The sequence below is a fragment of the Alistipes shahii WAL 8301 genome (assembly GCF_025145845.1).
Classification (GTDB): Bacteria; Bacteroidota; Bacteroidia; order Bacteroidales; family Rikenellaceae; genus Alistipes; species Alistipes shahii.
Genome location: NZ_CP102253.1, coordinates 3,671,958 through 3,689,102, shown reverse-complemented (window position 1 = coordinate 3,689,102; position 17,145 = coordinate 3,671,958). Strand labels below are relative to the sequence as shown.

Below are 17,145 nucleotides of genomic sequence, written 5' to 3'. Positions count from 1 at the left end.
GGCTTGTTGCCCGCACCCGTTGCCATGTATATGTATCAGTAATTATCAAAAACCGGATTTTTCCATGAAAGAAAAAATATTGGGGGCATTTCTCATGCTCCTGCTCCCCGCGGTATGCTCCGCCGGGGAGGAGCCTGCCATGAAGCCCCAAAAGCAGAGCGACGCAAATATCACCGGCCATGTGGTCGATGCCAAAACCTACGAACATCTGGCCTTTGCCACCATCGCCGTGAAAGGCACGACCATCGGCATCGCTACCGATGCCACGGGGCACTATTTCCTGAAGAACCTGCCGCAGGGCCGTTTTACGCTCGTTGCCTCGTCTGTGGGTTACAGGAGTGCCGAGCAGACGGTCGAGATCTCGCCCGACAAGACCATCGAGGTCAATTTTTCCCTGACCGAAGAGGCGCTTTCTGTCGAAGAGGTCGTCGTGTCGGCCAGCCGGACGGAGACCAACAAGAAAACATCACCGACTATCGTATCGGTGGCCTCGGCCAAACTCTTCGAATCGACCGCCTCGTGCAATCTGGCCGAGACGATGAATTTCCAGTCGGGATTGCGCGTCGAAACCAACTGCGGCAACTGCGGTACGACCCAGCTGCGCATAAACGGACTCGAAGGGCAGTATTCGCAGGTACTGCTCGACAGCCGCCCGATCTTCAGTTCGCTGGCATCGGTCTACGGCCTTGAACAGCTGCCCGTCGCCATGATCGAGCGGGTCGAGGTGATCCGCGGAGGCGGCTCGGCGTTGTTCGGGGCGAATGCCATCGGCGGTGTGGTCAACATCATCACCAAGGAGCCGCTGCGCAACTCCGTCACACTCTCCAATACGACCAATATCTTTGAGGGCGGTACGGCCGACTTCAACACCTCGCTCAACGGCTCGTTCGTCTCCGACGACTACAAAATGGGTGTCTACCTGTTCGGCATGATTAAGGACCGCGATTCGTATGACCGCAACGGGGACGGATTCTCGGACATCCCAAAACTCAACTCCGAGACGGCCGGATTTCGGGCCTATTACAAAACTTCGCCCTATACGCGTCTGACGGCGGAATACCACCATATTCACGAGTTTCGCCGTGGGGGCAACGAGTTCGACCAGCCGCCCCACATGGCCGATATCGCCGAACAGCTCAATCACAAGATCGACGGCGGCGGATTGAAATTCGACTGGTTCAGTCCGAACAACCGCCACCGGATGGGCATCTATACTTCGGCGCAGAATATCGACCGTGACAGTTATTTCGGCACGGACAAGAAGCCCGACGCCTATGGCGCTACGGACGACAAGACGTTCGTGGCGGGAGCCCAATATACCTACTCTTTCCATAAACTGCTGTTCCTGCCCTCGGAACTGACGGCGGGCGTCGAGTACAACTACAATACGCTGCACGACAAATACCTCGGCTTCGGGCGCGACTTCGAGCAGACCACCCATAGCACGGGTTTCTTTTTCCAGAACGAGTGGCGGAGCGAAAAGCTCAACTTCCTGATCGGCGGCCGCGTGGACAAGCACAACATGATGAAGAACGTCGTCTTTTCGCCGCGCGTGAACGTGCGTTACAGTCCGACGGAAAAGATCGGCCTGCGGGCCAGCTATTCGAGCGGTTACCGCGCGCCGCAGGCCTACAACGAGGACCTGCACATCGACGCTTTGGACAACAAGGTGGCGATCATTCGACTCGCTCCGGATCTCAAACCCGAATACTCGCACAGCCTGAGTGCATCGGTGGATCTGTATCATAATTTCGGGCGAGTGCAGGCCAACCTGCTCGTCGAAGGATTCTACACGATGCTTGAGGACGTGTTTACGCTCGAAAAAATCGGCGAGGATGCCCAGGGCAACATCATTAAGGAGCGCCGCAACGCTTCGGGAGCCACCGTGGCCGGCGTGGGAGCCGAAGCCAAGGCGGGTATTCCGGGACGGTTCGAGCTGCAGCTGGGCTACACCTTCCAGCGCAGCCGTTACGACGAACCCGAAAAATGGTCGGACGACGTGACGCCCCAGCGGCGGATGTTCCGTTCGCCGGACCATTACGGCTACTTGACGGCGAACGTCAACCTCACGCGTGATTTCACGGCGTCGGTGTTCGGCAACTACACGGGCCGGATGCTCGTGCAGCACAATGCTGGGTATATCGAGAGGGATACCGAGCGTCTGACGCCCGATTTCTGGGATATGGGCCTGCGGCTGTCGTACAATTTCCGGCTCACGAAACAACTGCGGCTGGAACTGAATGCCGGGGTGAAAAACCTTTTCGACAGCTTCCAGAAGGACCTCGATTTCGGCCAGAACAAAGATGCCGCTTATATCTACGGTCCGGCAGTTCCGCGCACTTACTTTATCGGAGCAAAATTCGCGCTGTGACCAAGATGTACCGTGTTATTCGGATGCAGGGCCGGTTCCTGCATCCGAATTTGTATTTAGAGCTTGAAGGTCGGCAAACCAATAGGAATAAGTTTTCACCGTTCCGTCGTCTAGGCGGATGTCGTAGCTTTGTGAAAAAGATCGGCCCAGCCGGAACGGCACGGGCTGTCGGAAGATCGGACCGTCGTAACAGAATGTATGATATTCGCCGTTTTCTCCATTGGGATCGACTCCGGCAGGCAGAGAGGCTATGAAGCCGCGGTCGATCTCCCGGCCTATGGCGTCGGCGCCGAGTCCGTCGGCCATCGTGGTTACGACGACCGTCCGAAATCCCGATACGAGGAAATCGTTCATCACCTCTTCCGAAGATTTTCCCCAAAGCGGTTCCACGATTTCGATTCCGTGCGGCGAGAGTTGCTGCTCCCGGTATTTGCGCACATCGTGCAGGAAAATATCCCCGAAGATGAAACGGGTCACGCCCTGCGTCTTGAAATGCTCCACGGCCCGGGACATGGCGACGTCGTAATCCTCCATATTGCCTTTGGGCGTCAGGTCTACGATATAAAGAGGAACGCCGATGCTTTCGGCCTGCATTTGCAGTAATGCCGTCGGGATGCCGTGCATCGTCGAACGGTGCGTATCCCGGTTTACGGTAGTCAGCAGCGCGACGATCTCGTATTCGCCCGATTGCTGTGCCCGCAACAGCGCATGGGCGGAATCCTTGCCGCCGCTCCAGTTGAATACGGCTTTTATCCGTTCCATATTATATTTTCTGCATTATGGAAGAACCCGCAGACAAGGGTCAAATACTCGGGCAATGATCCGTCTGTACCCCATTTCAGTTCGATGCCGAAGAGTTCGGAGGTTGTGTGTGCGATGTCGAATCCGCAGGCTTCGAGCGATGGACGTACCAGTTCGGGGTGGCGGCAGGGTTTCGCTTCGGGGCGGGTGCAGGTTCCTTCGGGGCAGTAGAGGCAGGTGCCGACATAGGCGAACGACCGTCCGCCGTACCTGCGTTCCATTTCGAGCAGCCGCCGTTCGAGCCGCTGCCGTTCGGGGCGGATCAGCCGGCCGGCTTCCGACATCGGAACGTGCTGTTCGGCAGGAGTGATCTTCGTCGCGATAATCAATGCTGACGTATATTGCGAGAGATATGCTCCGACATCGTATCCGAACGGCGGACATCCCCAGCTGCAGCCGTAATTGCGGCAGGCGCGGCAACACTCCAAAAACCGCTTGGCATCACGGAACCGGGCGATATAGTCAGCCACGGGCAATGCAGCGCAATGGTCTTCTGCGGTATATCGAAATGAAAAATCCATGAAACAAAAATAGTCGTTTCGGGCGTTTGTAATGCTGTTTCACGAAAATAATTTGTTGTCGAGCGCTGTTTTTCGGGATTAACCGTTATATTTGCCCCAGATTTGGTTTTCCGTTCCCCGTGCCGGGGAGGAAATGAAAAGGGAATCGGGTGCAAATCCCGGACAGTCCCGCTGCTGTGAAACTCCGTGAAGGTTTCGAACATCTCAGCCACTGATCCGCAAGGATCGGGAAGGCTTCGGAACAGGAGTCAGTCAGAAGACCTGCCAAGTCGATTCGATGTCAAAGGACCCCGAGGGATGGGCGTTTGATTTCGGTTGTATACTGCATGATAATTTTAATTCCGATGCTGTTGCAAGGATTGCTGTGCCGTTTTCGGCACACGGGTTTCGCTTTGCGGGAACAGCTCGGCCTAAAACGGGATTCGGTATGGAATTACTCGAACGATTGCTATTTGGTTCCGAGTCGCTTTGGGGCGGCGGTGTCGCCCACTCGGTGATGATCCTGGCGCTGGTCATCGCACTCGGCATCATGTTGGGCAAGGTGAAGGTGGCCGGGGTGTCGCTGGGGGTGACGGGTATTTTGTTCGTCGGCATCGCGTTCAGCTATTTCGGCATGAACATCGACGAGCACCTGATGCACTTCCTCAAAGAGTTCGGACTGATTCTCTTCGTCTATTCGATCGGTTTGCAGGTCGGTCCCGGATTTTTCTCCTCGTTCCGCAAGGGCGGCATCACACTGAACAAACTGGCCGTACTGGTCGTGGCGCTCGGCGTCGTTACAACGGTTGCCCTTTATTATGTCACCGGGCTTCCGATGACGACGATGGTCGGCGTGATGTCGGGTGCCGTGACCAATACCCCGGGGCTGGGTGCCGCGCAGCAGGCTTTCAGCGACCTGCACGCCGGAGCCGATGCCCCGGATATCGCGACAGGCTATGCATTGGCCTATCCGCTCGGAGTGATCGGAGCCATCCTGACCCTGCTGGCGTTGCGCTATCTGCTGCGTATCGACGTGCGGCAGGAGGAAGAGGCGGCAGGTTTGGGTACGGACGTGCTGAAAGACCTGACGACCCGGCGGATTTCCGTCGAAATCTGCAATCCTGCCGTCGAGGGTAAAAGCATCTCCGGAATACGCCGTTTGGCCCTGCGCGATTTCGTCGTGTCGCGGATTTGCCGTCCGGGCGAAGCTCCTGAACTGGCCGATGCTGCGACGACGCTCCGCTGCGGCGACCGGATTTTGCTCGTGGCGGCGCCCAAAGATGCCGAGGCACTGGTCGCGTTGCTCGGCCGGGAGGTGGATGCCGGTCCGATGATGCCGGATAGGAAGATGATTTCACGCCGAATACTTATCACCAAACCCGAGCTGAACGGCAAGACACTCGCCGAACTGCGCATCCGCTCCACGAGCGGCGTCACCATTACACGCATCAACCGTTCGGGTATCGACCTGGTGGCTGCAGGGAATCTGCAGTTGCAGCTGGGCGACCGGGTGACGGTCGTGGGTCCCGAACTTTCGGTAGCCCATGCCGAGCGGCTCTTCGGCAATTCGCTCAAGCGTCTCAACCATCCCAACCTGATTCCTATTTTCATCGGCATCGCGCTGGGTGTCGTGCTGGGCAGTATTTCGTTCTGGATTCCCGGCGTTCCGCAGCCCGTGAAACTGGGCCTTGCCGGCGGTCCGCTGATCGTCGCCATCCTGATCGGCCGCTACGGTCCGCATTACCGGCTCATCACCTATACGACGATGTCGGCCAACCTGATGCTGCGCGAAGTGGGCATTTCGCTTTTCCTTGCGGGCGTGGGGCTGGGTGCCGGCGAGGATTTCGTGCCTACGCTCGTCGCGGGCGGATATGTCTGGATCGCTTACGGAGCTGTAATCACGATCGTTCCGCTGCTGCTGGCGGGGCTTTTCGGACGTTTTTACTACAAACTCAACTATTATACGCTGATCGGCGTGCTTTCGGGCGCGTCGACCAATCCGCCGGCACTGGCCTATTCGACCGAGCAGACCACGTCCGACGCACCTTCGGTGGGATATGCTACGGTCTATCCGCTGTCGATGTTCCTGCGGGTGCTGGCGGCCCAGCTTTTGATTTTGATTTTCGGATAACTCAAAAAGGCGCGGCCAAACAAAGACCCGTTACTGCCATAACAAGTCATTGCATAGAGATTAGTAGCCGGCCGCGCCTTTTTTTAATTGAATAGTTATGAATATCGTATTATACGGAGTTCCGGCGGAAACGGCCGGAAGGATTGCAGACCGATACGGTCTGAAAGTGATAAATTCGCCCGACAAATTCGACGCATCGGGAACGATGGTACTTGTTCCGTCGATAAACGCCCCGCGGTACCTGTTGGCATTTTACAACGCCATGCTGCGGCATGAGGACGATGTCGATGCGGTCATTATCTGCGGTGCCGATTCCTGCGAGGCCGTCAGCACGGTGCAGTACTGCACTCCGCTGGGGAAATTCTTCACCCTGAACGGCGATCTGGACGGAGAGGAACTGGTATCGGAACTTTGTCTGCTTCTCGATTCGCTGTTCGCCGAGGGGAATCAAATCAATTTTTAGGAATGGAGACTAAAGGCTATGTACACGTTTACACCGGTAACGGCAAAGGCAAGACCACGGCGGCATTCGGACTGGCCCTGCGGGCGTTGTGCGCCGGGAAGGGCGTCTATGTCGGGCAGTTCGTCAAATCGATGAAATACAATGAAACGAAGATCGAACGGCTGTTCAACGGCTCGGACCCGGCATTCGGCCGTATCCGTATCGAACAACTGGGGCGCGGATGTTTTATCGGAAAAGACCCCGAGTCGGCCGATGCGGAAGCGGCACGCAAAGGATGGGCCCGTTGTGCGGACCTGCTCCGAAGCGGGGAATACGATGTGGTGATCCTCGACGAACTGACCATCGCTCTGCATTTCGGACTGCTCTCGACCGCTGTCGTGCTGGATGTGCTGCGCAGCCGTCATCCGGCTGTCGAGGTGGTTATCACGGGGCGTTATGCACCGCAGGCACTGATCGATGCGGCCGACCTTGTTACTGAAATGTGCGATGTGAAGCACTACTACACGCAGGGCGTCCTTTCGCGCGACGGTATCGACCGTTGATTATTCGAGGCGTTGGTAGTAGTGTAATTCCCGGTCGTTTTCGTCCAGTGCCTCCGGGTGCATGATTGCGATCAGGTCGTGTAGCACGACATCGGGCCGGACGACGCCCGATTCCCAGTAATCGTTGCCTCCGGCGGCGTTCAGCCGTTTGTTGCAGTTGTAAACGGCACCGTTTCTTACGCATCGGGTGTTTGCGAATTTCGGGAACTGCGATTTCAACTCCCCGAGTGACGCGGCACTGCCCGCATTGAGCCACATATCGGCCTGTGCCGTGAGCATATACGCCTCTTCGAGGTCGATGGGGAGCGAACGGTTCGATGTGTTCTTCTTGTAAATATAATCCCCTCCGGCGTCGGCGATCAGCCGGGCGACGTAGCTTTCGGTCGACGCCATAAACCACGACCCGGCATAGGGCGTGTTAATCATCACTTTCGGATGTTTCGAAGTCGCCGCCGCGACTTTTGCCCGGAGCGCATCGTAACGTTCGGGAACCGGCTCGAAGACTGCTTCGCCTTTTTCGCGGCTGTCGGTGATCTCGGCGATAGCCACCAGCCATTCGGCCTTGCCGAGCGGCGACTCTTCGAGGTACTCGCCGATGTAACAGAACGGAATGCCCATTTCGAGCAGTTTCGACTCCATGCCGCTTGCGCCGCTCACGCCGAACAACAGCACCAGATCGGGCCGTTGTGCGAGCAGCAGTTCGTAGTCGATATTTCCGTCGAAGCCGATGTCCGCCACGGCTTCGGGGTGTGTCGTTACATATTTATTCGAAATATAGTTTCTTCCCGAAACTCCTACCACCCGGTCGACCTGTCCCAACGCATCGAGCATCGCCACATAAGTAGAGGAGAGGCAAACGATGCGCCTCGCTCCCGCTTTCACGACCTGTCCGGTGAAACCTGCCGGAATCTTTTCTCCGTTGCGGACGATGAAGAGCGTTGTTTCGGTGTTCTCGGCGCCTTGCCACGGATTGAATACTTTGAGAAGCGTACTTTGCCGGCCTTCAGCACCGACGATCTCGAAGCCCGAGGCATAGGACGGTTTGTAGAGGGTTTCCGTATAGGCGTCTATTCCTGTCGTGTTCGATGCGCAGGAGATAAGGAAGGTAGCCGCGCTAAGCAGGATGAAATAGACTGTTTTTTTCATAAGAATCCGTTAAAAAGTCTGTTTGCAGAAACCGGATGTATGGTTGTATGGCAGACAACGCATACTACTAACCTCTGTGATTCTCCAGTTTCTGCAAACAGACTATCAAAAAAATGGCGGCAGGATTAATTACAGGAAGGTTTGCAATGGTTCACCGCGATTAAAAGGCCCCGCCGCCGTGTCAAATATTATTGCGCAATTGTTTCGATCTCTTTTCCCGCCAAGTGCAGGTCGATAGCGCAGTTGAACAACACGCAGGCCGGACCATAGCCGTAGCCCAGATCCTGCAAGGTGGCGTTCTGGATCTTCACGAAATCGATGCCCGGCAAATTAACTTTGTTCCCTTCTTTGTCGCGAGCCCAGCCGATGTCGAACGACGATCCAGTCTCATCCGTGGGGTCGCTGTTGCAGACATAGCCGTAGTCGTACCAGCGGGAAGCTTGAGTTGGCCAGCCGTTCGTCAGATCTTCCGGGGCCTTGGCCAGAGGCGGCAGCATCGTGCAACCCGTATATGTCAGTGCGGTGCCCTCGGCCGATTCCATCAACCATGCGGGCCAGACCGAGAATGTCCCCCATGGAGCCTTGGCATAACAATAGGTTCCGGTTTCCGATTCGTTGATTGCATAGGAGACCCATTCTACCATTCCATCGGACGGGGTGACATTGTCGGGACGGGTATAAACCATTTTCAGGTTGCGTCGTTCGCCGGTCTTGCCGTATTCGCTGCCAGCCAGTTCGTACCATTCATCGTCGGCCTTGCCGTTGCCGTTCGCGTCAGACGAAACATAGACAACCCCTTGTGCAGGATAAGCGCCTTTGGTGGCATATGAACCGATGCGGAAGTCGCGCAGACCATTGACATTCATCACTGTATGGTCGAATCTGAATACGATGCTGCCGCCGAACGAACCGAGATTCACTCCCAGATCGTTTTTGTCAAACGGCTTGTCGACGAGTTTTGTGTTGACGCTTGCCAATACCGTGGACGGCGTGTCGATGGTCGAGAATGCCAATCCCTTGCCGTTGGTAATCGCAGGATTATACTCCAAGACTTCCGAGATATAATACGAATAGGCCGTAGCCTCGGTCGTTACGGTGACGGTGGCGCTCTTGGTCTCGGTGATGCCGCTGTCGTCGGAGATTGTCAGCGAAATCGTGTAGTCGCCCGTTTCCAGTTGGATGAACGAAAGCGTCTTGTCGGTTCCGGCTTCGGCAGCTTCCGCGTCGTTAGGGCCCTTCACCGTCCATTTGTAGACGGGGTTTTGGTCGAAGCCTGTGATCGTCGGTTCGATCACGAGCACCTTGCAGCGGTCGGTCGAATAAGTCGCGTCGAGCGACATCGAATTGGAGAATCCTGCCTGATTGATCGTGATTTCGAGCGTTTTGTCGCTTTCGTCCTGTTTGAGAACCACTTTGCCCGGTTCGCGGGCCTCGGTCGAACTGTTCTTGGCGACCGTGATGACCAGCGCAGTCTGTTCGAGTTCGGCCGGAGCCCATTCGGGAGATGAGACCACTTCGTAGGCTACTGCGCTCGTTCCGGCCTGAGCCGTTTTGGTTGAGGTGACCAGGATGGTGTAGGTCTTGCCGTCGGCCGGGGCGCTGATGGGGTTGTCTTCGGCCTTCACCGAGAATTCATAGGTCGTCTTCGACGTGTTGCCGTCGTCGTTCTCGTCTTTACATGCGGTAAAGAGTACGCCTGCGGCCGCAATGGCCAGCAAACTCCGGAAAGTAAATTTCTTCATCGTTTTATAAATTAAAGGTGTGTTGAGTTATTCGTCTTTAGCACAGCGGACGGAATATCCGTCGCTGCGATAGCCCCTGTCTCTTTTTATGCTGGGACGTTGGTCGTAGGGAATGATGTAAATGGAGAGCTGGTAGGTATCCTGAGTCCAGATACCTGTATTGAATCCCGAATTCTTCAGGCATCCGCCACCGACGCGGTAACGGAATCCGGCATAGGGAAAGACCCCTAGTGGCGAATAGTCGGTCGTGGCCTTGTCGAGTCCGTTCCATGCGAACAGTCCGTTCTTGTCCGCCGGGACACACCACCCTTCGGGACAGGGATCGAACGGCGTTTTGCCCCGAGCACCGTACCACAACGTGTCGCACGCTTCGACTTTCAGGGGCTCCTTGCTGGGGAACCAGTCGTCGGCTAACAGGAAATGCATCGGCGAAAATATTGATTTGGCAAAGTTCGTCCGGGTCAGGTCTTCGCTGGTTCTGATCGTGCGGATACCCGTGCCTCCCGATTGCGACCCCTCGGTCAGCAGCGTTCCTGCAGCGTCGTAGATGGGTTTGCTATCGAAACGGTTGTAGTCGGTCTGATTCGTTCCGCGGAGTATGCGGTCGCCGGGGAAGGGATCCTTGCGTCCCCATTGATACAGCAGTCCGCAGGCGGCCAGCGAGTCGGCCGGTGTATTCTCGATGAGCGCTTTGTTGATCACGGCGCCGAGATTACGGTCCATGAAGGTATAATCCGTTACCCCGTCGCCGTTGTTGTCCCATGTGTAGATCTTTCCGAAGGCCACCAGTTCCGCATTGGGATCGTAGCGTGTCACCCAGATATGCCAGCTCCAGCGTATTTCGCCACCGATGCGGAGGCCGATTAGGGCGTTGCCTACCTTGTCGGCCGTCGATACGACGATCGAACCGTCCTCGGCGGTCTGTCCCGGGATCAGTCCGACGTTGGTGATCAGTCCGGGGGCATCCTGCCAGAGCAGAACAGGTTCGGGTGTCATCCCTGTGAAATCGCTCTTGCCCAGCCATTCAGCATAGAGATCCCATATGGCATAGGCTTTCAGCACCGGGATGTCGACCGACTCGCCGGGCTTGACCATAAAGCAGTTGGGAGTGTACGATGCTTCGAGGTATTTTTCGTTAACATCGGGTTGGGGTTCCGGCTCGGGTTCCGGCTCCGGTTGGGGATCGGGATATTCGTTGGGATTGTCGTCGTTGTGGTAAGAGCATGACGAGCTACATATCACGCTAGCAAGAAGTAACAATGTGAAAAATAAAAACGTTTTTTTCATAGTCATGCATCTTTTACACAGCGTATTGATTGTCCGTCGCTGCGGCAACTGACGTCGGATTTGATGATCGGTCGTTTTTCCGAAGGTGAGATGTAGATGGAGAGTTCATAGGCATTGCCAATACCGGTCGGTGGAGTTCCCGACCAGATACTGGCTCCGAATCCTGAGTTTTTCAGACAGCCACCGCCTGCCCGATAGCGGAATCCGGCATAGGGGAATACTCCCAGTGCCGAGTAGTCGGTTGTGGCGTTTTCGAGCCCGTTCCAGATGAACTTGTCATTCTTGTTCGCTGGGACTCGCCACCCCTCGGGGCAGGGATCGAATGGCGTTTTGCCCCGTGTGCCGCACCACAGCGTGTCGCATTTTTTGATTTCTGCGGGTTTACTGCTGCAATACCAATCGCTGTACCCTTCGGCGCCGAGCAGAACGGTCATCGGTTCAAGAATGGATTTGGCGAGCCCCGTCCGCGTGAGATCCGTATCCGTCTTAACGGAGCGGATACCCGTACCTCCAGTGGCACTTCCTTCGGTAAGCAACGTTCCCGAAGTGTCGTAGATCGGTTTGCTTTCGAAATAGTTGTAATCGGTACTGTTGGAACGGCGAAAGTCGTGGTCTCCGGGGAAAGGATCCTTGCGCCCCCATTGGTACATCAGTCCGCAAGCGGCCAATGAGTCAGCGGCAGTATTTTCTATGATCGCCTTGTCGATCGTGGCTCCGAGGTTGCGATCCATAAAAGTATAATCTACAACTCCGTCGCCGTTATTGTCCCATGTGTAGATTTTGCCGTAAGCTACCAATTCCGCATCCGGATCGTAGCGTGTCACCCAAACATGCCAGCTCCAGCGGATTGCACCGCCGATGCGGATGCCGATTACTGCATTGCCCACCTTGTCGGCCGTCGATACGGCGATGGAACCCTCTTCGGCTTGTTGTCCAGGAATCAGTCCGACGTTCGTGATCAAACCCGGCAGATCCTGCCAAAGCAGAACCGGTTCGGGTGTCAGTCCCATGAGATCAGTTTCACCCAGCCATTCGGCGTAGAGGTTCCACATGGCAAAGGCTTTCAGTATCGGGATGTCGACCGACTGTCCCGGCTTGACCATAAAACAGTTAGAGGTATACGCAGCTTCGAGGTATTTTTGGTTAATGTCGGGTCCGGGCTCCGGTTCGGGTTCCGGCTCCGGTTGGGGATCGGGGTATTCGTTGGGGTTGTCGTCGTTGTGGTAGGAGCAGGCGACATTCCCGACGCTCAGCGTCAGCAGCAACGCAGGCAGCAACAGCAGTTTTTTCATTTTCATAGTGTGAAATCTCTATTTTATTGGTGTTGGTCGGGCCGCACGTAGATATGCATGTCGCGGGCCATGAAAATTTCAGTGGAGGTCTCGCCGATCCAGCCGCAGTACTGGTTTAGGGCGGTGTAGACGCGGATAAAGTCGACCCCCGGCAGGTGCACCGGTTCGCGGGTCTCGGGATCCACGGCCCATCCGATGTCGAAGCCGTTGTAATAGTTGCCGTTTTCGTCCTTGGCCTCGTTGGGATAGTTGTCTGCATAGGCGCCGTATTTGAACATGTATTGCAGGTAATAGGAGCCGTTGCCTGAGACATCCACGGCGTTCTTGGGCAGCAGCGTGCCTCGGAACGTCATTTCGTCGGCGTCGATCCACTTAGGATAGTAGTCCTGGTCGTGGAACTTGTTTTTGTAGACATAGTCGGTTTGTCCTCGATTATCCTCCCATTTGATGTAGGTCATATCGGTCAGGGCGCTGTCGTTTCCTTCGCCGGGCGTCGGGACATGGTCGGGGGCGGGACGATGATAGGTGATCTCATAACCGTAGGTAGCCGCCTCATCCGTGTACCACGGATTCTTGTCGATCTCGTACCACTTGTCGTCAGGCTTGCCGTTTTGGTTCTCGTCGAACATGAGCATGATGATACCCGGTTCCGAACTGCCTCCGTCGACGCCCGGATGAGCTGCGCTGTTGAACGAGTTGCCGTCGATGCGGATGTCGTATTCGCCCGGAACGTTTACGACCGTATGGTCGAATCCGAACGTGATGTAACCGCCGTATGCGCCGAGAGAAACACCGCTCTGCATCTTTCCGGCGATGGCCTCCTCGGCCTTCTGCCGCATGGTCTCCGCCGTGTCGCCCTCCCGATATTCGGGCATCGCGTTCACGAACTGTCCCGGAGCCGGGCAGTATTCGTAGACCGTAGATATGTAGGGACTGTACTCTACCTCCTCTTCGACCACGTAAAAGGTCATCCGGTGCACGATCGGATTGACGGGGTCGAAGATTTGGAACGTTACGTCATAGGTGCCCGGGTATTGCATCAGGAAGATGTAGTCCTTCTCTTCCGAGAGCAGCGAATCGGCTCCCGAGGCGGTCTTAACCGTCCAGCGGTAACTTTCGCCCGTGAAGGCGGGTTTGAGATCGACGGTCTGCATGCGGGCGACCTTGTAAAGGTCGTCCAGCCCGAGGCTCACATAGGGGATGCCGTCGTTTTCACAGCCGCCGAGCGCGAGGGCCGACAGCAGGATGGCGAATATCTTTTTCATTGCCGAGTCTGTTTGCGTTCGAGAAAAACCATGTGTGCGGGGATATCGCCCGTGCGGACACTCCATTTGTGGACGCCTTCGCGCGAATAACAGTGCAATACGCCGCTCGAAACGTAGTTCTTGGCGTCGGTGACATAGATGTCGCCGTTTCGGGGGTGGATGGCAATGCCGTAGGGAATCACGATATCGAGCTCTGTGCCGTCGGTGATGAATTTGCGCGATACGACACGCTTTTTCTTGACGTCGATGATGGCGTAGGTTACCGTGTTTTTCGAGGTCTGGTTGCTGTACTCGACACTGTAGACATAAAGGGAATCCCCGGAGATGATCATGTTCGAAGCCGGAATGTTCATCGCCTCGGCCACCTGGTAACGTCCGCCGTTGGGTTCCAGCCGGTAGAGGTTCGACGGAACGTCGTCGTAGTTGCCCCGCGAGGAGACCCACAGGTTGCCGTAGGCGTCGGCTTTGATGCGGCTGAGGTTGATCGCTACGTCGATCTTGTACATTTGGCGCATGGTTTCCAGTTCGATGACCGAGACCGTCGAGTCGTAGTTCGGGGCGCGGTAACCGCCCGAATTGGCGACGTAGGCGCGTCCGCCGATGATGGCCAGTTCATCGGGCTGGTAACCCACGGTCACCTGGCCGACGATCTTATAGGTGTCGAGATCCACCTTGAAGACCGCGCCCTTTTGGGCGTTGGGATCCATCGCCACGGGCCCGACATACGCGCTAACGTAGGCGTATTTGCCCTTGAACCGGATGTAGCGGCAGTTTGGAATGTCGATCTGCGTGATGCGCCGCGCCGTGTAGGCGTCCATCACCTCGACCTTGTGCGAACAATTGATGACGGCGAACAGCCGTCCGTCGTAAACCTGGATGTCGTTGCCCACGTCGCCCAATTCCTTGACGACGTTGGGGTTCTTCTCGGCGTAAATGCCCCGGGCGTAGACTGCCGTGCGGTAGTCGAGGTAGTCGAGGTCAGCTTTGTTGCTGCCCATGTTGCCCTCATTGAGCAGATACATGCCGATCGGATCGGCGTCGGGATCCTCGCCGAATGGCAGCACCTCGTATTCGGTGGGGTTCACCAGTTCAATCTTCCGGCAGCCGGCGGCGAGGCAGCATCCGGCCAAAACGAAGAAGAGATACCTTTTCATGGCTCGCGGGGGTTAGAGATCGACGCTGACGACGAACCGGAAGTTGGTCTTCGGCATCGGATAGTTGAGCACCACGTCGTAGTCCTGTCCGAAAAGGTTGTTAACCTCGGCCGAGGCTTTGAGGGTTCGGGTGCGTATCTTGAACGTTTTTTGTAGCGAGAGGTCGCTCGTATACCACGGCTGGGTGTGGTTGCGCGGGATGTTCTCCTGCTGGTTGTAGCGCTGGCCCGTGTAGATGAAGCTGTAATTGAGCCCCCACCCTTTGTAGAACAGTGCAAGGATGGCCGAGCCGCTGTGCCAAGGGATGTAGGGAATCTGGTCGCGATAGTAGGTGTCGGCCGGGTCGGTGATGTCGATGGCCTTCTGATAGGTGTACTGGAACTTGGTCGTCACCTCCAGCTTGCCGAGCGTGAACAGGGCGTTCAGCACGGCGTCCACGCCCTTGATCTCCACTTCGCCCAGATTGAGCATCGTCCAGCGGAACTGCTGTCCCTTGGGATAGGCGATGATTTTATCTGTGATTTTGTTGTAGTAGGCGTCGACCGAAACGTCGAGCATCCGCATGAAAGGCGATTTCTCAAAATTGCGCGTGTATTTCAGGCCGACGTTGAATTGTTCGGCATATTCGGGCTTGAGGAAGGCGTTGCCCATGTCCGTATAGTAGAGGTCGTTGAAGGTCGGCATACGGAACATCCGTTTGTAGAAGGCGCGTACAGAGAGGTCGTGGTTTTTCAGCACTTTGAACGATCCGAAAAACGCAGGGGTAGCCACAGCCTTGTCGGGCCGGGCTTCGAAACGCTCGACTTTTTCGTGGACAAAATACCCCAGTACGCTGGCCTGCATCTTTAGCCGGCCCCATTCGAAAGCCGTGGCCAATGCCGCCATGTGGGTATAGCGCGTCGGAAAGGGGAAGGTGCCATCGCTTTCTGTGGGCATGTAAAAAGTGGCGTCGAGCGTATTCCATTGGAAGTCATAGGCCAGCGACACCTCCCAGTGTTCGAAGATGTTGTAGAGATTAGCGCACGAGAAATAGAACTCCTTCTGCTTGTAGGTGTTCTTGGTTTGGATCAACTTGGCGTCTTGATTCTCGTAATGGGTGTAGTCGGCGGCGTACTTGGTGTTGAACAGCGTGCGGAATTTCTTCGACCAGCGGTTGGTCAGCGTTCCCTGGATGAACGAGTTGGTGTCCCACAGCCGCTCACCATGGCGAAAGACGTTGTTGACGATGGCTCCCGGGATGCCGCGTTCGGAGTTGTAGGTGTAGGCCCGCACGGTCCATTGTCCGTCGGCCATCTTGCCGTGGAGTCCGGCCTCCATGCGCGTAGCGTTGATGTCGCCGTTCTGTCGGTAGGCCGTCGTGTCGTAGGCGATCTCGCCCAGCGTGTTGCGGCGGCGGTAGCGGAATTTGTACCGGCCGGTGGCGTTGGTCCACTCGCCGCTGAACGACGAGCTGACGGCGTCGGAGATCTTATACTCGTAGCGCATCGAGGGATTGATGAGCCCGAACGAGCCGGTCTTCATCGTGGCCTTGAAATTGGCCCGCTTGCCCTCCTCGAAGCGGGGGCGCCGCGTAGTGATGTAGATGGTTCCCGAGGCCCCGAAATCCTTGGCCGACTGGAAAATGTCACTCTTCTGTCCGTTATAGAGCGATATTTCCTCCACGTCGTCCAGTGAGAAGCGCCCCAGATCGACCTGCCCGTTCTGGGCGTTGCCCAACTGGATTCCGTCGTAGAAGACCGCCATGTGGTTGGTGCCCATTGAGCGGATGTTGACGGTCTTCAGTCCGCCTACACCTCCGTAGTCCTTGAGCTGCACGCCCGCGAAATAGCGGATGGCGTCGGCCACCGAAAGACTGTTCAGCCGTTGCAGGTCGACCTCCTTGAGGACCTGTGCGGGGATGACTTCGCGGTATTTGGGAATGACGGGGGTGCCGACGATGATGACCTCGTTGATTTTCTGGATACTGTCCAGTTTTCCGACGTAACGCCGGTTCGTGGTGGAATCGGCTTTATCGGATGCCTGAACTGCTGTGGAAATTCCCCCCCCCGCAATAAATGCGAGACATAGGATCGAAAGGTAGAATTGCTTCATTATGCGCTTGGTATCAATAGTTTGTTCGGTAACCATTGATTCCACAGCCGCAATGCAACGAAACAAAATGAAAAAGTGCTTTACATGCATTATCGATTCACGCCCATTCTCCGCAGGCTGCGAAACCAATCTGTCATGCAAGGCAGGTCTTCTGACTTATTCCGGTTACGACGCCTTCCCGGTTTTCACCAGTGGCTGAGATTGTCGATCCCTCATGTGTCCGTTTCCGGACAGGAACTTACAGCAGCGGGAACTGTTGCCGACTTTCACGGCATTCCCTTTTAATCGATCGGAGGCCATATGGCCTTCTTTCCGAACCTTTGCGTGGCAAAGATACAAAATTTACCAGTAATAAAAAAT

At 56.1% G+C, this 17,145-nt stretch carries 13 protein-coding genes and 2 riboswitches; of the genes, 4 read left to right on the top strand and 9 right to left on the bottom strand.

Annotated features, from left to right (window positions below):
• The first annotated feature begins 64 nt into the window (after positions 1-64).
• Positions 65-2,371 carry a TonB-dependent receptor gene (locus NQ492_RS15635; protein ID WP_044053997.1) on the top strand — a complete coding sequence of 769 codons (2,307 nt, stop codon included), beginning with the start codon at positions 65-67 and terminating at the stop codon, positions 2,369-2,371.
• A gap of 15 nt (positions 2,372-2,386) precedes the next feature.
• Here the strand turns inward: NQ492_RS15635 and NQ492_RS15630 are convergent, their stop codons facing one another.
• Positions 2,387-3,133, bottom strand: a complete 747-nt coding sequence (locus tag NQ492_RS15630; protein WP_009597486.1) for a Dph6-related ATP pyrophosphatase — start codon at positions 3,131-3,133, stop codon at positions 2,387-2,389.
• Positions 3,121-3,693, bottom strand: a complete 573-nt coding sequence (locus tag NQ492_RS15625) for a DUF2284 domain-containing protein (protein ID WP_044053996.1) — start codon at positions 3,691-3,693, stop codon at positions 3,121-3,123. The genes NQ492_RS15630 and NQ492_RS15625 overlap by 13 nt, the downstream gene beginning before the upstream one ends.
• A gap of 86 nt (positions 3,694-3,779) precedes the next feature.
• A riboswitch (cobalamin riboswitch) is annotated at positions 3,780-3,976 on the top strand.
• Between the two features lie 144 nt (positions 3,977-4,120).
• On the opposite strand from NQ492_RS15625, the gene NQ492_RS15620 reads away from it, so the two are divergent.
• From NQ492_RS15620 to cobO, 3 genes are all read left to right on the top strand, one after another.
• The gene (locus tag NQ492_RS15620; RefSeq protein WP_044053995.1) at positions 4,121-5,803 is read left to right on the top strand and encodes a putative transporter; all 1,683 of its coding nucleotides are present in this window, start codon (positions 4,121-4,123) and stop codon (positions 5,801-5,803) included.
• A gap of 97 nt (positions 5,804-5,900) precedes the next feature.
• Positions 5,901-6,266: a hypothetical protein gene (locus NQ492_RS15615; protein WP_014775869.1), complete on the top strand. Its 366-nt coding sequence runs from the start codon at positions 5,901-5,903 to the stop codon at positions 6,264-6,266.
• 2 nt (positions 6,267-6,268) lie between these two features.
• Positions 6,269-6,808: a cob(I)yrinic acid a,c-diamide adenosyltransferase gene (gene cobO / locus NQ492_RS15610; protein WP_014775870.1), complete on the top strand. Its 540-nt coding sequence runs from the start codon at positions 6,269-6,271 to the stop codon at positions 6,806-6,808.
• On the opposite strand, the gene NQ492_RS15605 is transcribed toward cobO, so the two are convergent.
• The 7 genes from NQ492_RS15605 to NQ492_RS15575 all read right to left on the bottom strand — a co-directional run bounded on the left by NQ492_RS15605 (position 6,809) and on the right by NQ492_RS15575 (position 16,785).
• Positions 6,809-7,954, bottom strand: coding sequence for an ABC transporter substrate-binding protein (locus NQ492_RS15605; protein ID WP_015546171.1), 1,146 nt, complete (start codon positions 7,952-7,954; stop codon positions 6,809-6,811).
• A 188-nt stretch (positions 7,955-8,142) separates the two neighbouring features.
• Positions 8,143-9,696, bottom strand: coding sequence for a BACON domain-containing protein (locus NQ492_RS15600; RefSeq protein WP_009597433.1), 1,554 nt, complete (start codon positions 9,694-9,696; stop codon positions 8,143-8,145).
• Positions 9,697-9,723: 27 nt separating this feature from the next.
• On the bottom strand, positions 9,724-10,938 hold the full coding sequence (locus tag NQ492_RS15595) for a fibrobacter succinogenes major paralogous domain-containing protein (RefSeq protein ID WP_240047982.1): 1,215 nt from the start codon (positions 10,936-10,938) through the stop codon (positions 9,724-9,726).
• Positions 10,939-10,985: 47 nt separating this feature from the next.
• On the bottom strand, positions 10,986-12,281 hold the full coding sequence (locus NQ492_RS15590; protein WP_015546169.1) for a fibrobacter succinogenes major paralogous domain-containing protein: 1,296 nt from the start codon (positions 12,279-12,281) through the stop codon (positions 10,986-10,988).
• A gap of 17 nt (positions 12,282-12,298) precedes the next feature.
• Positions 12,299-13,540, bottom strand: a complete 1,242-nt coding sequence (locus tag NQ492_RS15585; protein ID WP_015546168.1) for a hypothetical protein — start codon at positions 13,538-13,540, stop codon at positions 12,299-12,301.
• Positions 13,537-14,694: a DUF5074 domain-containing protein gene (locus NQ492_RS15580; RefSeq protein WP_015546167.1), complete on the bottom strand. Its 1,158-nt coding sequence runs from the start codon at positions 14,692-14,694 to the stop codon at positions 13,537-13,539. The genes NQ492_RS15585 and NQ492_RS15580 overlap by 4 nt, the downstream gene beginning before the upstream one ends.
• 12 nt (positions 14,695-14,706) lie before the next feature.
• Positions 14,707-16,785, bottom strand: a complete 2,079-nt coding sequence (locus NQ492_RS15575) for a TonB-dependent receptor (protein ID WP_015546166.1) — start codon at positions 16,783-16,785, stop codon at positions 14,707-14,709.
• Between the two features lie 124 nt (positions 16,786-16,909).
• A riboswitch (cobalamin riboswitch) is annotated at positions 16,910-17,123 on the bottom strand.
• Positions 17,124-17,145 lie beyond the last annotated feature (22 nt).

Excerpts from the sequence above, each read along its gene's own strand:
- NQ492_RS15635 (WP_044053997.1), top strand. The coding sequence starts at position 65 with ATGAAAGAAAAAATATTGGGGGCATTTCTCATGCTCCTGCTCCCCGCG.
- NQ492_RS15630 (WP_009597486.1), bottom strand. The coding sequence starts at position 3,133 with ATGGAACGGATAAAAGCCGTATTCAACTGGAGCGGCGGCAAGGATTCC.
- NQ492_RS15625 (WP_044053996.1), bottom strand. The coding sequence starts at position 3,693 with ATGGATTTTTCATTTCGATATACCGCAGAAGACCATTGCGCTGCATTG.
- NQ492_RS15620 (WP_044053995.1), top strand. The coding sequence starts at position 4,121 with ATGGAATTACTCGAACGATTGCTATTTGGTTCCGAGTCGCTTTGGGGC.
- NQ492_RS15615 (WP_014775869.1), top strand. The coding sequence starts at position 5,901 with ATGAATATCGTATTATACGGAGTTCCGGCGGAAACGGCCGGAAGGATT.
- cobO (WP_014775870.1), top strand. The coding sequence starts at position 6,269 with ATGGAGACTAAAGGCTATGTACACGTTTACACCGGTAACGGCAAAGGC.
- NQ492_RS15605 (WP_015546171.1), bottom strand. The coding sequence starts at position 7,954 with ATGAAAAAAACAGTCTATTTCATCCTGCTTAGCGCGGCTACCTTCCTT.
- NQ492_RS15600 (WP_009597433.1), bottom strand. The coding sequence starts at position 9,696 with ATGAAGAAATTTACTTTCCGGAGTTTGCTGGCCATTGCGGCCGCAGGC.
- NQ492_RS15590 (WP_015546169.1), bottom strand. The coding sequence starts at position 12,281 with ATGAAAATGAAAAAACTGCTGTTGCTGCCTGCGTTGCTGCTGACGCTG.
- NQ492_RS15585 (WP_015546168.1), bottom strand. The coding sequence starts at position 13,540 with ATGAAAAAGATATTCGCCATCCTGCTGTCGGCCCTCGCGCTCGGCGGC.
- NQ492_RS15580 (WP_015546167.1), bottom strand. The coding sequence starts at position 14,694 with ATGAAAAGGTATCTCTTCTTCGTTTTGGCCGGATGCTGCCTCGCCGCC.
- NQ492_RS15575 (WP_015546166.1), bottom strand. The coding sequence starts at position 16,785 with ATGAAGCAATTCTACCTTTCGATCCTATGTCTCGCATTTATTGCGGGG.